Genomic DNA, 25547 nt, shown 5'->3' on the forward strand with positions numbered 1-25547 from the left:
TCATTTCAGGAGGAGGACTGAACAGTTAGTATTACTTTCCCTGTACTTTTTCTACTTTCGACCCATTCATGTGCTTTCCCTGCATCTTGGAGTGGAAAAGATTTTGTAGCCTTGATTTGCAAACGTCCGTCACGCAAATAACGGAATACTTCATTTGCAGTTTCTTGGAGTAGTTCAGGACGTTTTTTTCGTGTAGTTCCAAAGCTAAAACCGAGTATAGAACGGCAACTGGCATGTAAATCTTTCGTATGGAAATTGCCAATTTCACCACTAGCATTACCGAAATGAACGAGGCGACCGTAATAAGCAAGACATTTTAAACTTCTTTCCGAAACAGATCCAGAAATAGAGTCCAAAATGATATTCACTCCCTCTCCATATGTTAGCTCATTGACTTTCTCTACAAAATCTTCATCTTGATGACAAAATACATAATCAGCCCCAGCATCTAAAGCAATTTCTTTTTTTGCTTCACTTCCGACAGTACCTATAACTTTTCCAGCCCCTAATAGTTTTGCAAGTTGAATAGCAGTAGTGCCAATTCCGCCAGCAGCCGCATGAATGAGTACTGATTCGCCTTGTTGAAGCCTTGCAACATTTGCGAGTAAATTATAGCTTGTAAAAGATACAATCGGACAAGCAGCTGCAGTTTGAAAATCGACTTCATCAGGTAAAACAAAAGTAAGGTTTTCATTTGCAACAACGTATTCTGCGTAAGATCCATTTTGAGGAAAAGCAATGACACGTTGGCCAGGGTGAATATTTTTCACATGAGAGCCGACACGTTCTACAATACCAGCGGCATCTATCCCTGGAATAAAAGGTAGTGATTTATTTCCTTTTTTGCCATAACGTGATTTAATGTCAGCAAAATTAACACTTGTAGCAACAACACGAATTAAAACTTGATCTTTTGAAATAGCTGGAATATCCACATCTGTATATTTCATCACTTCAGGACCACCGAACGAAGTTAAAATGATAGCTTTCATTATATATCCTCCTAAATTTGACTATATAAATCATTTTAAGTCTTCATTAGAAATTGGAAAATTATATAATAGTTATGCGTGATTATAAGTGGAGCTTATGAACATATTGAATCATTATATTAATCTATATAAAAAATTTTTTTGAAAAAATCGAACGAAATATGGATTACTTGCCAATATATAGTGTAAGACAAAGGAGGGATGGTATATGAAGGATGAAACAGTGTATACAGATTTAATCCAATTAACTTTATCGGGAAATAAAGAAGCGTATAGCGAATTGTATGATGTAACGATTCAAGAAGTATATAAAACAGCACATTTTTTAATAGATGATAAAACGGATGTAGATGATGTCGTTCAAGAAATATACATACAGCTATATGAATCGCTTCGTAAGTATGATAGCGAGAAGCCATTTCGTCCTTGGCTAATTGGACTTGTAATTAAACAAATTCACTCTTATAGAAGAAAGAGGTGGATGCGACTACGAATTATAAAAAAAGCAGAAGAGCAGAGAAAACCGGTACAAATTGATTTTTCTAACGATGTTGTAAGTAAAATATCAAATCAAAAGCTAATCGAACTTATTCATAAATTACCGTATAAATTGAAACAAGTTATTATTTTAAGATACTTGCACGACTACTCACAAGAAGAAGTAGCAGAAATATTACATATTCCAATTGGTACTGTGAAATCTAGAATTCATTCAGCCTTAAAGAAACTACGTCAAAAAGAGCAAGTAGAAGAAATCTTTTTAGGAGAGGTAGGGAATGTGAAATGAGTTTAGATTGTAGAGTTCGAGAATCTATACAAGAAGAAGCGAAGGGGATTGTTGCGCCGCCGGAGTTGAAAGAAAAAGTAATCGTTCAAATAAAAATGAAGCGTGGGGGAAGTAAGAAGAAGAAACGCCTTATCGCAGGAGTACTTGCAGCAGCGTTTTTAATCCCGACAACTGGTTTTGCATATCAATCTATTATGGCAGATGGTATATACGGGTCTTTTGAAAACCTAAAAAAACACGCTGGAACAATGACATTAGAGGCGTATATGCGTTTTAGTGCAAAGTTATCAGAAGCGAAAGATGAAATGGGTACAAAAGAATATGAAGTGTTTACAAAAGAACTAAAGAAATTAACAAATGCAAAGCTTGCGTACGGAGATTCGAACGGCAATATTGATTATGATGCATTATCGCCAGCAAAAAGAGAAGAAATGAAAAAGGTAAGTATGGGCCTTCAACCATACTTTGATAAATTAAATGGTCATAAATCAAGTAGAGAAGTATTAACGCAAGAAGAGTTTGATCGCTATATGGAAGCTTTAATGACACATGAAATCGCACGAGTGAAGACAAAATCAACTGGTGCAATAAAACTAGAAGAAGTACCTGAGGCGTACAAAGAAAGGTTTATGAAAGCGGAGCAGTTTATGGAGTATGTAGACGAAAAGGTGAGATAATTAAAAAAAGCTCAAAGCTTTCGCTTAGAGCCTTTTTATTGAAATAAAATAGAGTATTCAATTATATTTTTTCATATTTGCAGTATCTTTTTGTATAAAACAATCTAAAAGGGAATAACCAGCTATTAAACTAATTATCGTAACAAAAGTTGTATTGATAAGAATAATATTAGTTATATAAGGTAGGTACGCACCAACTGGTGAAAAGAGTAGAGCTGGAGAAAAGGAAATGAATAGTGTAGGCACAGTAATGGCGATAAATTTATCCGGTTGAAAGCGCCAGTTTTGTTTACTCGTTTCACGATTAATAGATTGAAGGAATCGTAATAAAATGCCGACTATAAGAGGGAAGAGTGTAAAGTAGAATAATCTTGGATAAACGTTAAAGTTCACTTGCGCGTCTGTATCTAAATAAAATTGAATTTTCACTCCGACAAATAATAATAAGACGATAAATAATGTAAAGCAGAGGTATAGCATCACTTTTTGCATTATATTCCACCATCCTTTACTCAAAATATATTCAAAAAAAGAAGAGATATACAATAACTACTGTTGTATATCTCGTCTTTTACGGTTATTTAATAGTGGTGTTTGCTTTTTCTTGCTTCGTGAAATAATCTATAATGCCCATCGCACTAATTTCTATATCTAGATGTAAAATGTTATAAACGGAATGATCTGATGGAACGTTTAACTTTGTAAGGTGAGAAGAGACCTTATCTATTAATACAGTTTGCAAAGCTTTAGTAGCCTCATCGAAATCATTATATTTTTCAAAGACCTCTTTACCAGTATGAACGAAAATAGGTAACCAATGTTCTAGTTGCTTATATACTTCTGTAACATTGGATGATGCGCCGTAATGGCCGAAATAAATAGTATCTACATTCATACTTTGAATATGATTTTTAGAAGCAATCATCGCATCTGGTTGGAATTGTGAAGGGGACGTTGATGGTAGATACAGTTCTACACCAAGGTCTGCGAGTTCTCTATAATAAATTCCAATTGTATCGCCAGTAAAAATGCCGTTTGTTAATGAATCGTGAATGCTAATATGGTGCTTTGCATGTCCCGGTGTATCATAAAATGTAAGGATGCGGTCTTCTGCAATTTGTAACGTATCACCATGTTGTACAATATGAACACGTTCTTCTTCAATTGGAAGAATTGGATCAAAAAGTTTATCGAAATCTTCTTTGTACACAGCTTTTGCACCTAAAATGAGTTTTGTTGGGTCAATCATATGACGAGCACCGCGAGAATGCACATATAAAGTAGCATTTGGGCATTTTTCCATCATTAAACCAGCAGCACCGGCGTGATCTAAATGAACATGTGTAACGATAATGTTTTTAACTTCGTTTAAATCAATATGTAATTGTTGTAAGCCGTCTAAAATATACGGAAGAGAAGGGGCTGCACAAGTTTCAATTAAAGTAATATCATCACCTAATAAAACGTACGTACCAGTTCGTTCATTATGTTGTAAATCAAAATCATCAATCAGATATAGGTGAGAAGATAATTGTTCTACTTTTTTCATCTTTACCACTCCTTATATACGGTATGTAACTATTATAAGCTAAAAATACAAAAAGGCAGAAAACGAAAGTTTCGTCTTCTGCCTTTTTGTAATGTTCTTATTGTCTTTGTTGTTTATTAATAGACATAACGAATAGTCCAACAATGCCGCCAACTAATGGAAGCATAATCTCTCCCGCTAAATTAAAGTAGGAGCTTAAAAATAAACCATTTACATCGATTACCCAGCCAATCACATACAATAACATCATATATAGTACGAAATAAAACTCGCGATTTGAAATCGTTTCATGTTGTGCAGTTTTCATATTGAACACCATCCTTTTCTATAATAATAGAATATAAACTGTCACATTTTGTTCACAATTTAATTGTAAAACTTTCCATCATAAAAGTCTAGTAGATTGTGTCGAATTTTTAAATATAAATAAAGCGCTATCATTTTAGCGTGTAAATACGTAATAAGAGCCGTATATTCACGAATGTAGTATAGTATAAACATAGAATGATAGTGTAGAGAGGGGCAGGAACAATGACAATTTATGATTTTTCAGCTAAAACAATTACAGGTGAAGAAAAATCGTTAAAAGATTACGAAGGAAAAGCACTTCTTATTGTAAATGTAGCTAGTAAATGCGGGTTTACACCGCAATATAAAGGATTACAAGAAGTATATGATAAATATAAAGAACAAGGGCTAGAAATACTCGGTTTCCCATGTAACCAATTCGGAGGACAAGAACCAGGTACAGAAGCAGATATTACAAGTTTTTGTGAATTAAACTACGGCGTAAACTTCCCAATGTTTGCAAAGATTGATGTAAAAGGTGATAAGGCTCATCCTCTGTATACATACATGACAGAACAAGCACCAGGTTTACTCGGTATGAAAGCAGTGAAATGGAACTTTACTAAGTTTTTAATTGGAAAAGACGGGAAAGTAGTAGGGCGTTTTGCTCCGCAGACGAAGCCGGTGGATTTAGAGGTTGAGATTGAGAAGGTACTTGGCGAATAACTAGGAGTTTCACTTTATTAAAAAATGCCTCAAAGAACTATTTTGTTCTTTGAGGCATTTTATTTACATTCACATTGTCAATATTAAATCGCTGAATGGAAGTCATTTGATTTAGGTGGAGAAGCAGCTTTTTTCATAAGCACTTCCCATAAGTGTACGGATTTTTTCCATTCTGCTGCGGCTTGTCCTTTTTGATACATAGCATTCTCATAACTGAAAGTAAGTTGTTGCATATCGGCCGAGTTGTAAAGTGTATCAACATGGAGAGCATATTCTCGAAATGTTTGACTCTCATCTCGTCGTATACCAATTCGCGCAAATTGTTTTAGGAGAGAATCGTAAGCTTTTGTATAAACGGCATCATCTTTTCGATATTTATAGAAATGAATGATAAAAAGCGTAATCCATTTCATTCTAGTGATGAATAGAATGTATCCTATAATACTAATCGGTATTGTAGAGAGGAATACGTACCACCAAGAAAATCCATTTTTAGAATTTGGAATCTTTTTAGTAGAAGCTTCTTCTGTATCTTCTATTAAACTTTTGAGCTTTGCTTCATTGTTTCGTTGTTGTATTGGTTCATTATTAGAATTATATACTTCGTTATTTTGTAAAGTAGGAGCAGGAGTGTTATTTGTGAAATTATAGGGATTCGTAAATCCTTTTGTCGGTTCAAATGGAATCCATCCGTATCCAGGGAAGTATACTTCGACCCAAGAATGTGCGTTATCGTTCGCGATTTTATAAACATCCTCACCTTCAGCACCCACAAGCGTATTATCAAGAGTTCCTTCTGTATAACCTTTTACCCAGCGAGCGGGAATTCCAGCAGAACGAAGTAACACGATCATAGATGTCGAGAAATTATTACAGTAGCCACTTTTTGTATCGAAAAGAAATTGATCTACATAATCTTGGTTTTGGGCAGGGAATGAGACATTCGTTGTTTCATATATAAAAGAATAGTCGGTGAAATAGTTTTCAATAGCTAATACTTTATCGTATCGGGTGTCTTTATCCTTTGTTAGACTTACAGCTAAGTCTCTTACTCGCCGCGGTAATGATTTGGGAAGTTGCGTGTACTTTGTCATGAAATAAGGATTTGTTTCTTGACCTTCATTCGTTTTTACAGCTTTCAAGTTTTCTATGGAAAACTCCGGGACCTCATATGTTACTTTATATGAATGTAAAGTAGTGGAAGAGTCTCCGTCCATCGTATAGATTTTTTCTGAAAATGGGTCAACGCTGTATGATATATCAGAAGAAGCCTCAACTGATATTAATCCTGCTGGATAGGTAAGGTGAGGATACCTTTTTTGCATGGTGATTGTTGCCTTAGTTGTCTCTGTTTTTGTATTTTGTTCGTACCAACTTACGACGTCGTTATTATTTTTAAAAGTAACCTTTTTTTGCTTTTCAGAAACTTCCCAGCCTTTTCCTGTATAAAAATCTTTCGTTTCTACTCTCCAATATTGTTTGTTTTGCGTTTGTGCTGTGAAAACAATTGTAGGATCTGCCGTAAAAGGACCGCCTAATTTTGAGTCATCTAAACCATAGCCAATTTTAGAAACTTCTTGTTTTTTACTTACTTCGGATGTGTTGAATTTTAAAAAATCCATTGGGTTTGGCCATTGAGGGCCAAATTTTGGAGCAAAGTATGCGATGGTTGCTGACAATACAATAAATATTGTAATAGGTCTAAGTAATTTTGAGATTTCTCTAGCATAATTTTGTAAGTGTTCACTCTCTTTTATTCGTTCTATGCGAAGAAGACTAAGCATAAAAAAGCCGATGACAACAGTACGAATAATAGCGTAGTTTGCATTGTATAAATGTAAGTTATGAAAAATTGTGATATAAATAATAGTCAATATAAGAAATAACAATCCACGCTTTTTATGAATCAACCAAAAAGAGATGAAAGCACTCAAAAACCAAAATGATAGAAAAAATAAAACGGTTGGAAAAACTGGAGAAATATCTAGCAAATTCCCCTGGAATAACAGGGAGGAATTTCGAGAAATATCAGTAAAAAATTTCGTTAGCCAAGATGGATTTATAAAAATATTTTTATAATATAGGAGATGAATGATGAATAAAATTGTCACGATCTTTATCGGAATCTGCCACTTTGTTTGAAAAAAAGAGAGTGTGAAGCAAATTCCTATAAATATTACAAAAATATCTAATCTACCTACGTTTGTAATACCTAAAAGGGGTCGTATCCATTCTAGTAAAAGTAGAAATGCACATGCATGCATGAAGAATCTGCTCATATCCCATTTGTATTTTGTTTGTAATGTTGTCATTTGCTCACCTCAAAAAACACGTTTGTATACTGGTTTCCATAAACTACATTTACAAATATTTTTCGTTTTTGTAGAGTTTCTAATATATTTAGTTCTCGATGTGAGAGCTGATTCGGTTTTTCTTTCACGACAAAAACTAGTAATTTTCTATTTTGTATAGCGGCATAGTCAGCTGCCTTTTGAATATCGGGAGAAAGATCGCTTGTCACGAGTATAATTGTTACGGGCTCATAAACTTTTCTTAATTCCATTTCTACACTCCGGGAGAGCGGGAATACACTGTCCGCTTGTACTTTCGCTAAATGACAAAAGATTTGCTGCAACTGACTATCCCCATTGTCTAAAGGGAAAAAAGTTCGTTCTTTTCCGACAGACACAAATGACGCTGGTGAATTTTGCTTCAATACAGCCCTGACAATAGAGGCAGTAAATGTGACGACTGATTCGAATAGAGGAGACTCAGTTCTGTCTATGAATATCATAATATTATGGCTGCGCTGTTGTTCAAACTCTTTCGTCATAATGTTGTTTGTTCTTGCAGTTGCTTTCCAATCAATCCATGAAAAGCGGTCACCAGGTTTATAGTCTCTCACACCGACAGAAATGGTAGAGTCTTTTGTGAAATTTATATTTGCTGAGAGCGCTCCTTGCTCGAAATGGTTTTCCAATTGCTGATACGTTATATCTACATACTGAGGATAGACTAAAAATGTATCCGGAACTGAAAAAGTTACTTCTTTCTCCATCATACCGAATAGATCACCAGTTTTGACGCGTACGCTTGAAAAAGTGTGCTCTCCTCTAGGGATTGTGTCAATTGCATATTGAAACGAAAAATTTCGTTTTAATCCTGGAAAGAGTATTGTTTTATTCATCTTTGTTTGTCTACAACTTGTAAGGTGTGGTGGCAGTTCATCTTCTATAACTAAATAAAGTAAGGGGAAAGGAAATTTTCTTTTTATTGTAATCGTGCTTACAAATCGTTCTCCTGCTACATAATCGTTTTGATTTGTTATTCTTTTTACTTCAGCACCCCGTAAAGCGTAGAAGGGGAATAATAGTGAATAAAGGCCAATAGGAACCATACTGTAAAATAAAAACCAACTTACAAATCCTCCTTGAAGCATAGCGTACACAAATGTTAACACTAGGCATAAAGGGATTAGTAATAACTTCAAAACGTGATATAGTGCTCGTAGCATGCGTTTCATCAAAGGTTCATCTTCCTTTGAGTCGGCACGGTAGTTCGCGCAACGATTTTTGAAATAACTTGTTCCCCTGTTATTCCTTCAAATTTTGCTTCCATTTTTAGAATGAGTCTGTGAGCTAACACGTAAGGAGCTAAAAATTTAACATCGTCTGGAATAACATAATTTCTGCCATGGATGAATGCATAAGCTTGTGAAGCTTTCATTAAAGCAATCGAGCCACGTGGACTTGCACCTAGTTGTATAGAACTATAAGAGCGAGTTTGACTAACAAGCTTTACAATGTAATGCTTGATTGCTTTGTCCATGCTTATTTCCCGTGCGCTTTGTTGCAAATAAAGTAATTCTTCTATTGTAGTAATAGCTTGTAAAAGGGAGAGGGGATTTGGTTTTTCCATCCGGTTTAAAACTTCAAATTCTTCTTCTGGTGAAGGATACCCCATTTTTAGCTTCAATAAGAAACGATCGAGCTGGGCTTCTGGTAAAGGATATGTTCCCTCATATTCGACTGGATTTTGTGTAGCCATTACAAAGAATGGTTTTGGTAACGGTCTTGTCATACCATCTATTGTAATATTGCCTTCTTCCATACTTTCAAGTAAGGCAGATTGTGTTTTGGGAGATGTACGATTAATTTCATCAGCAAGTATAAAATTTCCCATGATTGGTCCAGGCTTGAACTCGAATTGGAGCTCTTTCGGATTGTAAATAGAAACACCTGTTACATCTGACGGCAGTAAATCAGGTGTGAATTGAATTCGCTTGTAATCAGCATCAATAGATTTAGAAAGAGCGCGTACTAACATTGTTTTCCCAACGCCAGGAACATCTTCTAATAGTACATGACCTTCAGCTAAGAGAGCTGTCAAAGCTAAAATCGTTTCTTTTCTTTTTCCGACCATTATTTTTTCAATATTGTTAATTATTTTTTCTATAATGGGATGTAATGAATCAAGTTGGTGCATCGTAATCCTCCTAATGTTATTATCGTTTTCTAATCTATTTAGTGGAAAATAGAACGTACCTCTCTATGTGCGAGTATAAAACTCTTACCTTTAATTCTAAGAATATTCAGATTATTTATTCTGATTACATCTAGTATAATTGTTTCAGTAACTAAGGGCAATATGGTAAATAATGATTTCTAGTTTTATAAATGCATTCAAATGGCTGTTTCCTATATTTATAAAGAAAAACGTAGGAGTTTCTCCTACGTTTTTCTTTTGCAAAATAGTCAATACCTCAAAATACTATTCTTCTATTAATCAAGATTTACTATAAATCTTCATAACAAAACAAAAGGTCTTCTCACAAACTTATTTTCTACTGAATTTTTGACAATCTCTTGAACTGTGCGAAATGTCACACCTGTATTTTACAACCTCTCCTATAGTAAGGGTATGTAAGAGAGACGTATTAAAGGAGTGAACAGTATGAAGAAGAAACCTTCAGCACTAATGAGACGTTTAAAATATTTTTCACCAATAGATCGTTATAACGATAATCATACACAAGAAACATATGAAGATCGTGAATGGGAAAATGTGTATAGAAAGCGTTGGCAGCATGATAAAGTAATTCGTTCTACACATGGTGTGAACTGTACTGGTTCATGTAGTTGGAACATTTATGTGAAAGATGGAATTGTAACTTGGGAAGGACAGGAGCTTAACTATCCAACAACAGGTCCAGATATGCCTGACTTTGAACCACGAGGATGTCCACGTGGAGCGAGTTTTTCTTGGTACATTTATAGTCCACTTCGTGTGAAATATCCGTATGTACGTGGTGTTCTTTGGAGTATGTGGCAAGAGGAATTACAAAATAATGAGTCACCATTAGATGCTTGGAAAAGTATTGTGGAAAACCCTGAAAAAGTACGCAAGTATAAGCAGGCACGTGGTAAAGGGGGATTCGTTCGTGCGAATTGGGATGAAGTGTTACAACTCGTTTCAGCTTCATTATTATATACAGTAATGAAATACGGTCCAGACCGAAATGTTGGCTTTTCACCAATTCCAGCTATGTCGATGTTAAGTCATGCTGCAGGTAGCCGTTTTATGCAACTTATGGGTGGACCGATGCTTAGTTTCTATGATTGGTACGCAGATTTACCACCAGCTTCTCCGCAAATTTGGGGTGATCAAACAGATGTACCAGAAAGTAGTGACTGGTATAACTCTGGTTACATTATGACATGGGGTTCAAATGTACCGATGACAAGAACACCAGACGCACACTTTTTAGCGGAGGTTCGATATAAAGGAACGAAAGTCGTTTCTGTCAGTCCTGATTTTGCTGAGTCAACAAAGTTTGCGGATGATTGGATTAGTGTGAAACAAGGTACAGACGGTGCACTTGCGATGGCAATGGGGCACGTGATCTTACAAGAATTTTACGTAGATAATCAAGTGGAATACTTCACAAAGTATGCGAAGCAATATACTGATTTTCCTTTCTTCGTTACATTGAAACAAAAAGGAGACCAATTCGTTGCGGATCGATTCTTAAATGCTTCTGATATTGGACGCGAAACAAAGTTAGGAGAATGGAAACCTGTACTTTGGAACGAGAACACGAATGATTTTGCAACACCTCATGGCACAATGGGGTCACGTTGGGATAACGAAAAGAAATGGAATTTACGTTTAGAAGATGAAGAAACAGGTGAAAAGATTGATCCACGTCTTTCTGTACTTGGAATGGAAGATCATGTTGGAACTGTACAAATCCCGTACTTCTCTGATAATGGAAACAAAGTATTAGAACGTACAATTCCAGTGAAAAAGGTTATGACAGAAGAGGGCGAAGTGTTCGTTACTACTGTATATGACTTAACGTTAGCAAATTACGGTGTGAACCGAGGGCTTGGTGGACAAGAGCCGAAAGACTTCAATGATGACGTGCCGTTTACACCTGCATGGCAAGAGAAAATGACGGGAGTGAAACGAGATCTAATCATTCAAATCGCTCGTGAGTTCGCACAAAATGCTGTTGATACGAACGGTCGCTCAATGATTATTGTCGGAGCTGGTATTAACCATTGGTTTAACTCTGATACAATTTATCGCGCAGTTTTAAATCTTGTTCTTCTTGTCGGAGCGCAAGGTGTAAACGGCGGTGGCTGGGCGCATTACGTTGGGCAAGAAAAATTGCGACCAGCAGAAGGATGGCAAACAATTGCGATGGCAAAAGATTGGCAAGGGCCACCGAAATTACAAAATGGTACATCTTTCTTCTATTTCGTAACAGATCAATGGCGTTATGAAGATACACCAGTTGGACATTTAGCATCACCAGTCGAAGGCAACTCTCGTTATCAACATCACGGTGATTACAACGTATTAGCGGCACGACTTGGCTGGTTACCTTCGTATCCGACATTCGAGAAAAATGGAATTGAACTATATAAAGAAGCTGTTGCTGCTGGTGCAACAACGCAAGAAGAAATCGGAAAATACGTTGCACAAAAACTTAAAGAAAAAGAACTAAAATTTGCGATTGAAGATCCAGATAATAAAAATAACTTCCCGCGCAACTTATTCGTTTGGCGTGCAAACTTAATTTCAAGTTCTGGTAAAGGACACGAATATTTCTTAAAACATTTATTAGGTACAACGAACGGATTAATGAATGATGATAGTGATTCATTACGACCAGAAGAAATGAAATGGCATGAAGAAGCGCCAGAAGGGAAGCTTGATTTGCTCATTAATTTAGATTTCCGTATGGCTGGAACAGCGCTTTATTCTGATATCGTCTTACCGGCTTCAACTTGGTATGAAAAACACGATTTAAGCAGTACAGATATGCATCCATTTGTACATCCATTTAATCCGGCAATCGGTTCACCATGGGAAGCACGTTCTGACTGGGATATTTTCACTTCACTTTCTAAAGCTGTGTCAGATTTAGCAGAGAAAATTGATCTTGAACCAATAAAAGAAGTTGTTGCAACACCACTTTTTCATGATACACCGCAAGAATTAGCACAACCACTTGGTAAGATTAAAGATTGGAGCAAAGGTGAGTGTGAACCAATACCAGGTAAAACGATGCCGCAAATTCATGTTGTCGAAAGGGATTATAAAACGATTTATGACAAAATGACAGCACTTGGACCAAATGCCGGGAAACAACCGATTGGTACGAAAGGAATTTCTTGGTCGGCAGAAAAAGAGTATGAGCAATTAAAAAGCCGATTAGGAGTTGTTCGAACAGATTCTATTGCGAAAGGTTGTCCAGACATAAAAGAAGCAATCAATGCTGCTGAAGCGGTATTAACGCTTTCTTCTACAACAAATGGTCATATGGCTGTAAAAGCATGGGAAGCACTTGAAAAACAAACAGATTTAAAATTACGTGATTTAGCAGAAGAACGTGAAGAAGAATGCTTCACATTTGAACAAATTACAGCGCAGCCAAAAACAGTAATTACTTCTCCAGCCTTTACAGGTTCTGAAAAAGGTGGGCGCCGTTACTCACCATTTACAACAAATGTAGAACGTCTCATCCCTTGGAGAACAATCACTGGACGACAATCTTTCTATTTAGATCATGACATGATGAAAGAATTTGGTGAAACGATGGCAACATTTAAACCAATTCTGCAACATAAACCGTTCCGTAAATCACGACCTGAAGTAGAAGGGAAAGAGATTACACTAAACTATTTAACACCGCATAATAAGTGGTCCATTCATAGTATGTACTTTGATTCATTACCGATGTTAACGCTATTTAGAGGTGGTCCAACTGTTTGGATGAATAAAGAAGATGCTGAAGAAGCTGGTGTTGCAGATAATGATTGGATTGAGTGCTTTAACCGTAATGGTGTTGTTGTTGCACGTGCTGTTGTAACGCACCGTATACCGAGAGGAATGGCGTTTATGCACCATGCGCAAGATCGCCACATTAACGTACCTGGAACGAAATTAACAAGTAATCGCGGGGGAACGCATAATAGTCCAACTCGAATTCACGTAAAACCGACACATATGATTGGTGGATACGGTCAATTAAGTTATGGATTTAACTATTATGGTCCAACTGGGAACCAGCGCGATTTAAACGTTGTAATTCGCAAACTGAAGGAGGTAGATTGGCTTGAAGATTAAAGCACAAGTCGGAATGGTAATGAACCTAGATAAATGCATCGGCTGCCATACTTGTAGCGTAACGTGCAAAAACACCTGGACAAATCGTCCAGGTGCTGAATATATGTATTTTAATAACGTAGAAACGAAACCTGGCATTGGTTATCCGAAGCAATGGGAAGATCAGGAGAAATATAAAGGTGGCTGGGAATTGAAAAATGGTGAAATTCAGCTGAAATCCGGTTCGAAAATGAAGCGCCTTATGAATATTTTTCACAATCCAGATCAACCAACAATTGATGATTACTTTGAACCTTGGAACTATGATTATGAAACGTTAACAAATAGCCCACAGCGTAAGCATCAGCCAGTTGCTCGTCCGAAATCAGCAATTACAGGTGAATTTATTGAAAAAATTGAATGGGGTCCAAACTGGGAAGATGATTTAGCTGGTGGACATATAACAGGATTACAAGATCCGAACGTAAAGAAAATGGAAGAAGAAATTAAAACGGATTTTGAAAATGTCTTTATGATGTATTTACCACGCATATGTGAACATTGTATGAATCCATCTTGCGTATCGTCTTGTCCATCTGGTGCGATGTATAAACGGGAAGAAGATGGGATTGTTCTTGTAGATCAAAATGCATGTCGTGCATGGAGATTCTGCGTATCATCTTGCCCATATAAAAAAGTGTATTTTAACTGGCAAACGAATAAAGCGGAAAAATGTACAATGTGTTTCCCGCGTATTGAAGCTGGTATGCCAACAATTTGTTCGGAAACATGTGTCGGACGTATCAGATATATTGGGGTAATACTATATGACGCTGACAAAGTAAAAGAAGCAGCTTCAGTTGAAAATGAAAAAGATTTATACGAATCTCAGCTTACTGTTTTCTTAGATCCAAATGATCCAGAAGTAGCAGCTGAAGCGAAAAAACAAGGCATTCCTGAAGAGTGGATTAAAGCGGCACAACAGTCACCAATCTATAAAATGATTACCGATTGGAAAATTGCTCTACCTCTTCATCCAGAGTATCGTACAATGCCAATGGTTTGGTATATCCCACCGCTTAGCCCAATTATGAATATGGTGGAAGGGAAAGGTAGTAACTGGCAAGCAGAAGAGATTTTCCCTGCTATCGATAATATGCGTATTCCAATTCAATATTTAGCGAATTTACTCACTGCAGGAGATGAATCACATATTCGCCTTACATTGAAAAAAATGGCTGTTATGCGAACGCATATGAGAGCAATTCAAATTAATAAAGAACCAAATGAAGCGGTATTAAAAGAACTCGGTTTAACAAAACAAGATGTAGAAGACATGTATCGTCTGCTTGCTATCGCAAAATATAAAGATCGTTTTGTTATCCCGACGTCTCACCGCGAACAAGTTGCAGATTTATATAATGAACAAGGAAGCTGTGGTTTATCATTTGCAGGTGGTCCAGGCTCTTGCATGACAATTTCTTAAATAATGGGGGCGGAAAAATATGAAACAAAGTCTACAAACTGCTTTTTCTTGTTCTTCTTTTCTTCTCTCCTACCCTGAACTAGGGTGGAGAGAAGCTTTAACAGAACTACAAGAAGAGATTGAAGCGATTGAACAGGAAGAAGTGAAAACTTCACTTACAGCATTTTTAAAACAAGCGCTACATAAAACGAACGATCAACTCATTGATAGTTACGTATATACATTCGATTTCGGTAAGAAGACAAATATGTATTTAACGTATATGAACACTGGTGAACAAAGAGAAAGAGGTATTGAATTACTAGAGTTAAAACAGCATTATAAAAAATCAGGTTTTGAAGTAACGGATAAAGAATTACCTGATTATTTACCACTTTTGCTTGAGTTTTTTGCAAATGCAAATGAGCAAGACAGTGAACCAATTATGAGTAAATACAAGGAGAATATACAAGCATTACACGTTCAATTAAAAGAAGCAGACAGTATGTATGAACCAATCCTTACGGCTGTTCTACTCGCTATTGATATATGGGGTGTACAGACAAATTAGAAAGGAGAGTTGTCAAAATGATGGATCAATTTCTATGGGTGTTGTTTCCCTATATCATTTTTGCAATCTTTATCGGTGGACATATTTTCAGATACAACTATGATCAATTTGGATGGACATCAAAATCTAGTGAACTATTAGAAAAGAAAATGCTCCGAATTGGAAGTCTATTATTCCATTTTGGGATTATGTTCATAATTGGCGGTCATGTTATGGGGATATTAATTCCAGAAGCTGTATACCGTTCGATAGGTATTTCTGAGCATATGTATCATGTAGTAGCAATTAGTTTTGGTCTTCCGGCAGGTGTTGCTTCTATCATCGGTTTAATTATATTAACGTACCGCCGCGTAACAGTAAAACGCATCATTGCAACGAGTACAAAGGGAGATTATATTGCGCTTATTTTATTACTTATCGTAATGCTAGCAGGGCTTTCTTCAACGTTTTTAAATATCGACTCAAAAGGATTTGATTATCGTACAACGATCGGTCCATGGTTCCGAAGCCTCTTTATTTTCCAACCGAAAGTTGAATATATGACGGAAGTACCTGTATGGTTTAAAATTCATATTCTTGCAGGAATGGGGCTTTTCGCAGTATGGCCATTCACTAGACTGGTACATGTATTTAGTGCCCCAATTAAATATGTAAGCCGTAGTTATGTAATTTACAGAAGACGTATTCCTAATGGATTGAAAAAATAGTTTTAGTATACATGTTTAATAATTTATAAAGAAAGCCGAGATCTAATTGGAGACCTCGGCTTTCCTTATAGGTATAAGTACCTAAATAAGACGCTAATCAATACTGCAAACAGAAGCAGAGCAATCTTCACAAGCAATTTCACATTTTAAAAATTGTAAATCGTGAATGGTAATCTTTCCTTTATGAATAGAAATTGTACCTTGCTTTTTTAATTCATTTAACATTCGATTTACGCTTTCACGTGAAGTTGCACAGAAATTAGCTAGTTCTTGATTCGTTAACGGTAAATCGATGAGAATGCCATTTTCTTTTAATACACCGTAACTATTTGTCATTCGAATGAGAGTAGAATATAAGGCACCTTTTTTGCCGTGTAACACTAAATCTCGGAACTTCGTTTGCATTCTTCTTAAATGTTCACTAATCCACTTCATAAATTCAAATACAAGAGCGGGTTTTTGAAGTAATGCTTTTTCTAACGCTTCACGCTTTATTACACCTACTTCAACATCTTCAAGACATTTTGAGTTTAATAAATATTTTGCATTATCTGTGAACAATGTTAATTCTCCAATAATGTCATATTCCGAACAAATTCGAAGTGTTAATTCTTGTCCGTCAGCACTAAGTTTACTAATTTGTACTTTTCCTGAGTGGATAATATAGAGTTCGGTTGCCTCCATACCTTCTTGAAAAATAAAACTACCTTTTTTTATCTGCATTTTATATTCAACAGATGCAAGTAATTCCTTTAAATCTTGAGATAATTTCATACTGTTTGTCACAGCAATCACCTTTCTTCTTATAAGCAATACATTTCCTATTTTGAGTGTAAATATGCTGAAAATGCAAGAGCTATTTCAAAATTGATGTAAAATTTCAATGACCGTAAGGAGTAGGGACTGAAGATGTGAACAAAATGCGAACGGATTTGTGAAGAATTTTTGAATGGGGAAAGTAATGTGAGAAAAGTCACATTGAATATGTCGCTTCTTTTTTATAATGAAGGCAAATAAAAAAACGAAAGCTTACTAAGCATTGCAGCAGAAAAGAAGGGATATAGATGCACGAGAAAATGAAAGATTCTTTAAAGCGGCCACTTCAAGATTTACGTATTTCAGTTATTGATCGTTGTAATTTTAGGTGCACATACTGTATGCCTGCTGAAGTGTTCGGAGCTGATTACGCTTTTTTACAGGAAGAGTTTTTATTATCTTTTGATGAAATAGAGAGACTAGCTAGGTTATTTATAAGTATGGGAGTTAATAAAATTAGGCTTACTGGCGGTGAACCGTTATTGCGTAAAGACTTATCCCAGTTAATCGCAAGGCTTACAAAACTAGAAGGCTTAAAAGACATTGGGCTCACAACAAACGGAATTCATTTAGCAAAACAAGCTAAGGCGCTAAAAGAAGCAGGATTAAAGCGTGTAAATATTAGTTTAGATGCAATAGAGGATCATGTCTTCCAAAAAATTAATGGAAGAAATGTAAGTACGAAACCTGTACTGAAAGGAATTGAAGCAGCGAAGGAAGCTGGGTTAGAAGTAAAGGTAAATATGGTTGTAAAAAAAGGAATGAATGATAGTCAAATTCTTCCTATGGCTCGTTATTTTAAAGAACAAGAAATTCAGCTTCGTTTCATTGAGTTTATGGATGTGGGCAGTACGAACGGATGGAATTTTGAACAAGTGATTACGAAGGAACAATTAATAGAGAAAATTAATCGTGTATATCCGATTGAACCTGTTACGCCTCGTTATTTTGGAGAAGTTGCGAAATTGTATCGATATGTAGGGAGCGATGCAGAAGTTGGATTTATTACTTCAGTATCTGAGTCATTTTGTTCTTCTTGTACGAGAGCTCGTATTTCGGCAGACGGTAAGTTTTTTACGTGTCTATTTGGAACGAAAGGAACAGACTTACGAACGCTTCTTAGAGAAAATATTTCGGATGCTTCACTACTACAAATTCTCAAACATACATGGGAGTTTAGAACAGATCGATATTCAGATGAAAGAACGGCAGAAAGCACAAATAAACGTCAAAAAGTTGAAATGTCTTACATTGGCGGATAGTGAAAGGAGGTTTTCCTATGCAAGAGCGATATTCAAGACAAGTATTGTTTTCTGGAATAGGTGAAATGGGACAAAGAAAAATAAGAGAAAAGCAAGTGCTCCTAATCGGTGCGGGTGCACTAGGCGCTGCGAATGCAGAAGCACTCGCTAGGATGGGAATTGGGAAATTGACAATTGCCGATCGTGACTATGTCGAATGGAGTAATTTACAACGGCAACAGTTATATACAGAAGAAGATGCAAAACAATGCAAACCAAAAGCAATTGCAGCGGCAGAACATGTAAGAAAGATTAATTCTGAAGTGGAAATTGTACCAGTTGTAATGGATGTCACAATGCAAGAAATAGAAGAGTTAACAAAAGAAGTGGATCTCATTATAGATGCCACTGACAACTTCGATACGCGCCTACTTATAAATGATATTTCACAAAAAGAAAATATACCTTGGATATACGGTGGGTGTGTTGGAAGTTACGGTGTAACGTATACAATTCTTCCAGGAAAAACACCATGTTTTCGCTGCTTAATGGATCATCCGATGGGCGGTGCAACATGTGATACAGCGGGAATTATTCAGCCAGCTGTACAGATGATTGTTGCTCACCAAGTGACAGAAGCAATGAAAATATTGGTGGATGATTTCGAGACGCTACGAGGAACAATGTTATCATTTGATATTTGGAACAATCAATTTCTCTCATTAAAAGTAAATAAACAGAAAAAAAGTACATGTCCATCTTGCGGAAATACACGTACGTACCCAAGTTTAACATTTGAATCACAGGTGAAAACGGAGGTGCTATGCGGACGGAATACAGTTCAAATCCGTCCAGGAATAAAGAGAGTTCTAAATTTAAACGAAATCCAAAAAAGATTACAAAAAATTGTACATGTCCAAAAAACGCCGTACTTACTATCATTTCTAATTGATGAATATCGTTTCGTTTTATTTACAGACGGTAGGGCATTTATTCATGGGACAAATGATGTGAAAATAGCAAAACGATTGTACGCAAAATATATAGGATGAACAGAGAGAGTTTCCCCCTTATTAAAACGAGGTGAAAAAGAATGTTAGCAAAACGCATACCAATTCCAGTGGCAGAAGCAGTTGCACGAGTAATGAAATATGCTCATCAAGGTGAAATAGAAAAGGTTTCTCTTATAGAAAGTTACGGAAGAACGCTTGGAGAAGATGTTATTGCAGATTATGATGTCCCGCATTTTGATCGCTCTCCGTACGATGGATTTGCGATTCGAGCGGAAGACACAAAAGAAGCTAGTAACAGTAATCCCATTCAGTTTGAAGTGATTGGCGAAATTGGAGCAGGGTTTGTTTTTACAGAAGAAGTGAAAGCATTTCAAGCTGTCCGTATTATGACAGGAGCCGCAATTCCGAAAGGGTGTAATGCGGTTGTTATGTTAGAACTAACGGAAGGATTTGAAAAAAACGAAAAGACTTATATGACATTAAAACGCTGTTTCGCAGCCGGTGATAACATTTCTTTTAAAGGTGAAGATGTAAAACAAAATACTATCCTTGTGAAAGAAGGGACTGTTATTAACCCGGGAGTTGCAGCACTTCTTGCTACGTTTGGTTATAGTACCGTACGCGTTGTAAAACAGCCGGTTATTGGAATTGTAACGACAGGAAGTGAACTGCTTGAAGTACATGAACAATTAAAGACAGGGAAGATTCGAAATAGTAACTCCTATATGATAGCTGCACAAATTGAACGAGCAGGCGGAGTTGTACGGTATTATGGACAATTCGCTGACGATTTTGAGACGTGTTATAACACTGTGGAAAAAGCGATAAAAGAAGTTGATATTTTAATTACGACTGGTGGCGTTTCAGTAGGAGACTATGACTATTTACCTGCCATCTATGAGAGATTACGAGCTAATGTACTTTTTAACAAAATAGCGATGCGACCAGGAAGTGTGACAACTGTAGCTGAGGTAGAAGGAAAACTACTATTTGGTTTATCTGGTAATCCTTCAGCTTGTTATGTCGGTTGTGAATTATATGTTAGACCAGTCATTGGAACATACTTGCATAGAAAAGATTCGCACGTATTTCGTGCAGAGGCAATTTTACAAAAAGACTTTCCGAAAGCAAATCCGTTTACTCGATTTGTAAGGGGGAGAGTAGAAATTGTAGATGGTCAATTACAAGTTACACCAGTTGGTTTAGATAAATCTAGCGCAATTTCTTCACTTGCAGAAGCGAATGCATTTATCATTTTGCCAGGGGGAACGAGAGGATTTAAAGCTGGAATTACTGTTTCGGTACTGTTATTAGAATCAACCAACGGAAGTGAATGGCCATGGAAAGAATTGCTTCGTTCATACAAATAATAGAAAAATAGATTGCTAATTTATACAAAGATAAGAGGTGCGAAATGACACATACGTATTATGAAGTAATAGATACACCTATATCAATTGAAGAAGTTACAAACAAAGTAATTCGGCGTGAGTGTGGTGCGGTTACTACTTTTATTGGCACTGTTAGAGAATTTACGAAAGGCCGTCGTACGCTTTATTTAGAGTATGTAGCTTATAAAACAATGGCGGAGAAACAGCTTGAGAGAATTGGTACCGAAGTAGGGGAGAAATGGCCTGGAACATATGTAGCAATTACACATCGCATTGGTACATTACAAATTTCTGATTTGGCTGTTGTCGTTGCTGTTGCTACACCGCATCGGAAAGCTGCTTATGAGGCGAATGAATATATTATGGAACGTATAAAACAAATTGTTCCGATATGGAAAAAAGAGTTTTGGGAAGATAGTGAGTCGTGGATAGGCGATCAGTTAGAGAAAACAGCATATGGTAATGGCGAGCCTGGAAAGGAGATGAGAATTTGATTGAAGTACTATTATTTGCACATTTACAAGAAGAAGTAAGTAAGCCAGCATTACACATAGATTGTGAAAATATTACAGTTGCGAAGCTGAAGGAAGTTCTGATTAAGGGATATAATGTAGCAATTTCAAACGAGATTATGGTCGCGATAAATGAAGAATACGCAAATGAGGATGACATTATTCAAACTGGTGATGTCGTAGCAATGATTCCGCCAGTAAGTGGTGGTTGATTCTTTTCAGCCTAATCATGTAAGAACGTGATTAGGCTGGAGGGAATGAATATAACTACGTATACATAGGAGGGAACAGGATGAAAAGTCCTAATTTTCAATTAAGTTTACAAACTTCTAATCTAATTATCGGTTTTATGGTGTGGGTTATTTTATCATCATTAATGCCCTATATTAAAGTGGATATCCCATTAACTGCGGGACAAATTTCTATGGTAACAGCAGTACCCGTTATTTTAGGTTCTGTTCTTCGCATTCCAATTGGTTATTGGACAAATCGTTTCGGAGCAAGAAAATTATTCTTTATTAGTTTTATTCTATTATTATTTCCTGTTTTTTATATTAGTGTTGCCAATTCTATGATGGATTTAATTATTGGTGGATTATTTGTAGGAATCGGTGGTGCTGTATTCTCTGTAGGAGTAACTTCTTTACCAAAATACTTTCCAAAAGAGAGTCACGGTTTTGTAAATGGTATTTACGGTGTCGGTAACGCTGGAACAGCAATTACTTCATTTTTAGCGCCTGTTATCGCAACTTCAGTTGGCTGGAGAACGACAGTACAATGTTATTTAGTTTTACTTGCAGCGTTTGCACTTATGAACTTTTTATTAGGTGATCGTAAAGAGAAAAAAGTGAATACACCACTAATGGAACAAATAAAAGGTGTATATAAAAATGAGAAACTTTGGTTTTTATGTATCTTTTACTTTTTAACTTTCGGATCATTTGTTGCATTTACAGTATATTTACCAAACTTTTTAGTATCTCATTTCGGATTAGAGAAAGTAGATGCAGGTATACGTACAGCCGGATTCATCGTACTCGCAACAATTATGCGTCCGATTGGTGGTTGGCTCGGTGATAAGTTTAATCCATTTAAAATATTAATCTTCGTATTTATCGGTTTAACACTTTCAGGTATTATTTTATCATTTATGCCTAGCATGAACGTATATACATTTGGTTGCCTACTTGTCGCATTTTGCGCAGGTATCGGTAATGGTACAATCTTCAAACTCGTTCCAATGTACTTCTCAGAACAAGCTGGTATTGTAAATGGACTCGTTTCAGCTTTAGGCGGACTTGGAGGATTCTTCCCGCCATTAATTTTAACATTACTATTCCAACTAACAGGTCATTATGCAATTGGATTTATGGCGTTATCAGAAGTCGCACTTGCTTGTTTAATCATTACAGTATGGATGTATAGCCAGGAGAAACTCTTAGTGATGTTAAAGAATCATTAATAAGGAAAAAGAACCGTCCCAAAGTATTTTGGGATGGTTCTTTTAGTAATAGGCTTCAACATGTTTTCTATTGATATCTTAACGAACGTTTGTTTTCTAAAATAATGTGGTTTTAAAATGAAAAAAAGAAGAGTAATGGGATTTTATGTTAAAATATAAATATCAGATGTTATTCAATTAAAGGGCAGGTTAGTTCAAGCACAAAGATTAAACTAATTTTTAGAAAGCAAATATTTAATTGGATTGGGGTGTTTAGATGAAAAAGTTATATAAGTCCACTCAAGATAAACAAGTATCAGGTGTGTTAGGTGGCTTAAGTGACAAGTATGGAATTGATGTTAGTATCCTTCGCATAGTAACTGCATTATCAGCCTTTTTTACTAGCGGATTTACAGTGTTAATTTATATAATAGCTGCAATTGTATTGCCTACAGATAAAGAAATCAAGGGATAAATGTATGACCTTAAATCTAATTCTACAATCGAGAACTCAGTTTTTTGTCTATTGAAAGTTTCCAAAGTAAAAGAAACAGTACGATTGTTATAAGACTGAAATGAATAAACGAAACATCCTCATAAAACATTCGGAATATATCGAGAATGAAAACAATAACTTTTGAATTAAACGATATGACTATTGATCGCTAATGAATCGATTAATAGTCACTCCTTTCTAAAAAATATCTATCAATCTATATCAAGAAATATAAAAAATTGAAATTCCTCGGAATTTTAAAAAACATATGACGGTATCTATAACAAGAAAAAACTTCATATTTTATTAGAACCAGCTTTTTGATAAGGCTAATGGGTATTGTGAAAAAGTATACTTAAACTAAAGAATACAGTTCAGTTCGATAAGATAAAATTATAAATTTCTATAAATAATCCATAATTTTCTTTATGGCTCATATTTGTTATGTTAAAGAAAAAAGAGGGGAGGGAAATAAAATAAGTGTTTTTTCTGATTAGTGAGAACTGATGGTGTTTTCCGATGAATTAAATGTGGTCCATATGTAGTAAAGTGTTTAATCCAACTAAAATATATGTAGAATGAGGTTGTAAATGTTTGTTTTTATTATATTAGACGTAATATTACCGATATTAATATTGATGCTAATTGGTGCAATCTTACAAAGAAAGTTTCAATTTGACTTAAAGCAACTATCTACACTTATTACGTATTGCTTGATGCCTGCGGCTGTATTTGTGAATATATATGATATTCGTATAGAAATAGATTTGTTGCTCCAGATAATATACTATTTAATGCTTTACAGTCTAAGTCTGATCATAGTAAGTCATTTTATTTCAAAAATATTAAAGTTAGAAAAAGGAGAAAGTGCAGCTCTAAAAAATAGCATTTCGTTAATGAATTCCGGTAATTATGGATTACCAGTAAGTCAATTGATTTTCAGTCACAATCCAGTGGGGGTTTCCATTCAGATTTTCATTGTTATTTTCCAGAATCTTTTAACCTATTCATATGGAATATATAACTTACTATCAGCAACAAAAACAATCGGAGGTATTATTCAATCATTTCTAAGACTGCCTGTATTTCATGCGCTCGTATTAGGGATTCTCTTTCAATCTTTTACAATTCAATTACCTAATTCTATCTTGCTACCTCTTAATCAGCTTGCGAATGGTTTTGTTGCAATAGCACTCATATTGCTAGGGGCGCAATTATCCAACATTAAGCTTAAATTTTTCCATCGAGTCATAACATGGGCTTTAATTGGAAGGTTACTGATGGGACCATTAGTAGCACTTACCATGATCTACCTACTAAAGATTGATGGTATTGTTGCACAATCATTATTTATTGCAAGTTCTTTTCCTACTTCAAGAAATACAGCAACGATTGCTATGGAGTATCAAATAGAGCCTGAACTACATGCGCAAATCGTTTTATTTTCAACACTTTTTAGTATTGTTACAGTAACTGTCGTTATTTATTTGTCATATATTTTGTTTTGAATTTACATGCAAAAACGAATAAATTTGAGGTGGCGAGTGATGGAAGGGGATCGATATGAGAAAAAACAGTCTTTCATATATTAGGTGTCGTTTACAATTGTACCATGTCTGATAATTAAGCGGCTTAATTCAAAAAAGGAAACTCATTAAGGTTTATTTCGTATACAAATCTTTAAAGCATTTACATATAGACTTGCGAAAAAAGACGCAATCTCGCTTATAATTAAGATTACATGAGCTTAGGATGATAGCGATGGGGCGGGAGTGTCAAGTAAGAATTTTATCTTTATTGATTTTATGAGGTTTTTCCTCATAATTGTATTTAAGGGAGATGATTCTAAATTGAGTAAACAGAATATTAGTACAACTATTTCAGGAGATTTGATTGTTACCCATCTAATTGGCCAGATTAAAACAGAGGATGTGTATGAATGGTTTAATGGCTTTGAGCAGGTTTGTCAGCAATTTATTTCTGAGGGGCGCAAATACAAATTGTTGGTGGATAGAAAAGGATACACGCCAAATCATTTTTCTGTTCAAAAAGTATGGAAAGAGAAGTTCTTCAATGAAACTATTTTGAATCATAGCAAGGCAATTGCATTTCTTCTTGAAGAAGGAGAGATACTGAAGTATTTGCAACAATCCAATACAAAAGAATCCGTGGAGTTTTTTGACGATTATGAACAAGCGCTAAATTGGTTGAATGAATATCCAATATAAAAACTGAATAGAAAGAGTTGCTCGTAATGTT

24 protein-coding genes are annotated in these 25547 nt (G+C 35.6%); 16 read left to right on the forward strand and 8 right to left on the reverse strand.

What is annotated here, in order from left to right:
- Positions 1-5: 5 nt before the first annotated feature.
- Positions 6-992 (reverse strand): quinone oxidoreductase family protein, encoded by a 987-nt coding sequence (locus EGX95_RS09270; RefSeq protein WP_000644048.1) that lies wholly within the window; start codon positions 990-992, stop codon positions 6-8.
- Positions 993-1200: 208 nt separating this feature from the next.
- Here EGX95_RS09270 and EGX95_RS09275 point away from each other — a divergent pair, with 208 nt between their 5' ends.
- Together EGX95_RS09275 and EGX95_RS09280 are read left to right on the forward strand one after the other, a co-directional pair.
- A complete protein-coding gene (locus tag EGX95_RS09275; RefSeq protein ID WP_000651122.1) occupies positions 1201-1779 on the forward strand; it encodes a sigma-70 family RNA polymerase sigma factor in 579 nt (192 codons plus the stop codon).
- Entirely contained in the window at positions 1776-2456 is a 681-nt protein-coding gene (locus tag EGX95_RS09280) for a DUF3600 domain-containing protein (protein ID WP_123805489.1), read from the forward strand. Before EGX95_RS09275 ends, EGX95_RS09280 begins: the two co-directional genes overlap by 4 nt.
- A gap of 57 nt (positions 2457-2513) precedes the next feature.
- Here EGX95_RS09280 and EGX95_RS09285 read toward each other — a convergent pair whose 3' ends face one another.
- From EGX95_RS09285 to EGX95_RS09295, 3 genes are all read right to left on the reverse strand, one after another.
- Positions 2514-2948: a hypothetical protein gene (locus EGX95_RS09285; RefSeq protein WP_001174531.1), complete on the reverse strand. Its 435-nt coding sequence runs from the start codon at positions 2946-2948 to the stop codon at positions 2514-2516.
- 85 nt (positions 2949-3033) lie between these two features.
- Entirely contained in the window at positions 3034-4005 is a 972-nt protein-coding gene (locus EGX95_RS09290) for an MBL fold metallo-hydrolase (protein ID WP_000754986.1), read from the reverse strand.
- Positions 4006-4102: 97 nt separating this feature from the next.
- On the reverse strand, positions 4103-4312 hold the full coding sequence (locus EGX95_RS09295; RefSeq protein WP_000844978.1) for a DUF3925 family protein: 210 nt from the start codon (positions 4310-4312) through the stop codon (positions 4103-4105).
- A 224-nt stretch (positions 4313-4536) separates the two neighbouring features.
- Here EGX95_RS09295 and bsaA point away from each other — a divergent pair, with 224 nt between their 5' ends.
- Positions 4537-5019 carry a glutathione peroxidase gene (gene bsaA / locus EGX95_RS09300; protein ID WP_000158181.1) on the forward strand — a complete coding sequence of 161 codons (483 nt, stop codon included), beginning with the start codon at positions 4537-4539 and terminating at the stop codon, positions 5017-5019.
- 83 nt (positions 5020-5102) lie between these two features.
- Here the strand turns inward: bsaA and EGX95_RS09305 are convergent, their stop codons facing one another.
- The 3 genes from EGX95_RS09305 to EGX95_RS09315 are packed head-to-tail and all read right to left on the reverse strand — an operon-like array spanning position 5103 to position 9504.
- Complete coding sequence (locus EGX95_RS09305) at positions 5103-7331, reverse strand: transglutaminase TgpA family protein (protein ID WP_000209740.1); 2229 nt, start codon at positions 7329-7331, stop codon at positions 5103-5105.
- Positions 7328-8542, reverse strand: coding sequence for a DUF58 domain-containing protein (locus tag EGX95_RS09310; RefSeq protein WP_000827533.1), 1215 nt, complete (start codon positions 8540-8542; stop codon positions 7328-7330). Before EGX95_RS09310 ends, EGX95_RS09305 begins: the two co-directional genes overlap by 4 nt.
- Positions 8542-9504: an AAA family ATPase gene (locus EGX95_RS09315; protein WP_000553983.1), complete on the reverse strand. Its 963-nt coding sequence runs from the start codon at positions 9502-9504 to the stop codon at positions 8542-8544. Before EGX95_RS09315 ends, EGX95_RS09310 begins: the two co-directional genes overlap by 1 nt.
- A gap of 468 nt (positions 9505-9972) precedes the next feature.
- Between EGX95_RS09315 and EGX95_RS09320 the strand changes: the two genes are divergently transcribed.
- The 4 genes from EGX95_RS09320 to narI are packed head-to-tail and all read left to right on the forward strand — an operon-like array spanning position 9973 to position 16378.
- Positions 9973-13656 (forward strand): nitrate reductase subunit alpha, encoded by a 3684-nt coding sequence (locus tag EGX95_RS09320; RefSeq protein WP_000729097.1) that lies wholly within the window; start codon positions 9973-9975, stop codon positions 13654-13656.
- Positions 13646-15121, forward strand: a complete 1476-nt coding sequence (gene narH / locus EGX95_RS09325; RefSeq protein WP_000692696.1) for a nitrate reductase subunit beta — start codon at positions 13646-13648, stop codon at positions 15119-15121. The genes EGX95_RS09320 and narH overlap by 11 nt, the downstream gene beginning before the upstream one ends.
- A 19-nt stretch (positions 15122-15140) precedes the next feature.
- Complete coding sequence (gene narJ / locus EGX95_RS09330) at positions 15141-15671, forward strand: nitrate reductase molybdenum cofactor assembly chaperone (protein WP_000814223.1); 531 nt, start codon at positions 15141-15143, stop codon at positions 15669-15671.
- A 17-nt stretch (positions 15672-15688) separates the two neighbouring features.
- The gene (gene narI, locus EGX95_RS09335) at positions 15689-16378 is read left to right on the forward strand and encodes a respiratory nitrate reductase subunit gamma (protein WP_000969204.1); all 690 of its coding nucleotides are present in this window, start codon (positions 15689-15691) and stop codon (positions 16376-16378) included.
- Positions 16379-16471: 93 nt separating this feature from the next.
- On the opposite strand, the gene EGX95_RS09340 is transcribed toward narI, so the two are convergent.
- Positions 16472-17164, reverse strand: a complete 693-nt coding sequence (locus EGX95_RS09340) for a Crp/Fnr family transcriptional regulator (RefSeq protein WP_000185188.1) — start codon at positions 17162-17164, stop codon at positions 16472-16474.
- A 278-nt stretch (positions 17165-17442) separates the two neighbouring features.
- Here EGX95_RS09340 and moaA point away from each other — a divergent pair, with 278 nt between their 5' ends.
- From moaA to EGX95_RS09385, 9 genes are all read left to right on the forward strand, one after another.
- Positions 17443-18456 (forward strand): GTP 3',8-cyclase MoaA, encoded by a 1014-nt coding sequence (gene moaA, locus EGX95_RS09345; RefSeq protein WP_000544622.1) that lies wholly within the window; start codon positions 17443-17445, stop codon positions 18454-18456.
- A 17-nt stretch (positions 18457-18473) separates the two neighbouring features.
- Positions 18474-19487 (forward strand): molybdopterin-synthase adenylyltransferase MoeB, encoded by a 1014-nt coding sequence (locus EGX95_RS09350; RefSeq protein WP_001158143.1) that lies wholly within the window; start codon positions 18474-18476, stop codon positions 19485-19487.
- Between the two features lie 41 nt (positions 19488-19528).
- Complete coding sequence (gene glp / locus EGX95_RS09355; RefSeq protein WP_000880209.1) at positions 19529-20818, forward strand: molybdopterin molybdotransferase MoeA; 1290 nt, start codon at positions 19529-19531, stop codon at positions 20816-20818.
- A 44-nt stretch (positions 20819-20862) separates the two neighbouring features.
- Positions 20863-21333 (forward strand): molybdopterin synthase catalytic subunit MoaE, encoded by a 471-nt coding sequence (gene moaE / locus EGX95_RS09360; RefSeq protein ID WP_000149975.1) that lies wholly within the window; start codon positions 20863-20865, stop codon positions 21331-21333.
- Entirely contained in the window at positions 21330-21563 is a 234-nt protein-coding gene (gene moaD / locus EGX95_RS09365) for a molybdopterin converting factor subunit 1 (RefSeq protein WP_000573677.1), read from the forward strand. The genes moaE and moaD overlap by 4 nt, the downstream gene beginning before the upstream one ends.
- Before the next feature lie 80 nt (positions 21564-21643).
- Entirely contained in the window at positions 21644-22813 is a 1170-nt protein-coding gene (gene narK, locus EGX95_RS09370) for a nitrate transporter NarK (RefSeq protein ID WP_000841850.1), read from the forward strand.
- A gap of 256 nt (positions 22814-23069) precedes the next feature.
- Positions 23070-23267 (forward strand): PspC domain-containing protein, encoded by a 198-nt coding sequence (locus tag EGX95_RS09375; protein WP_000737852.1) that lies wholly within the window; start codon positions 23070-23072, stop codon positions 23265-23267.
- A gap of 611 nt (positions 23268-23878) precedes the next feature.
- Positions 23879-24796, forward strand: coding sequence for an AEC family transporter (locus EGX95_RS09380; protein ID WP_000497478.1), 918 nt, complete (start codon positions 23879-23881; stop codon positions 24794-24796).
- A gap of 297 nt (positions 24797-25093) precedes the next feature.
- On the forward strand, positions 25094-25516 hold the full coding sequence (locus tag EGX95_RS09385) for an STAS/SEC14 domain-containing protein (RefSeq protein ID WP_074541364.1): 423 nt from the start codon (positions 25094-25096) through the stop codon (positions 25514-25516).
- The last annotated feature ends 31 nt before the right edge of the window (positions 25517-25547 follow it).

This window comes from Bacillus sp. FDAARGOS_527 (genome assembly GCF_003812125.1).
Taxonomy (GTDB): Bacteria; Bacillota; Bacilli; order Bacillales; family Bacillaceae_G; genus Bacillus_A; species Bacillus_A paranthracis.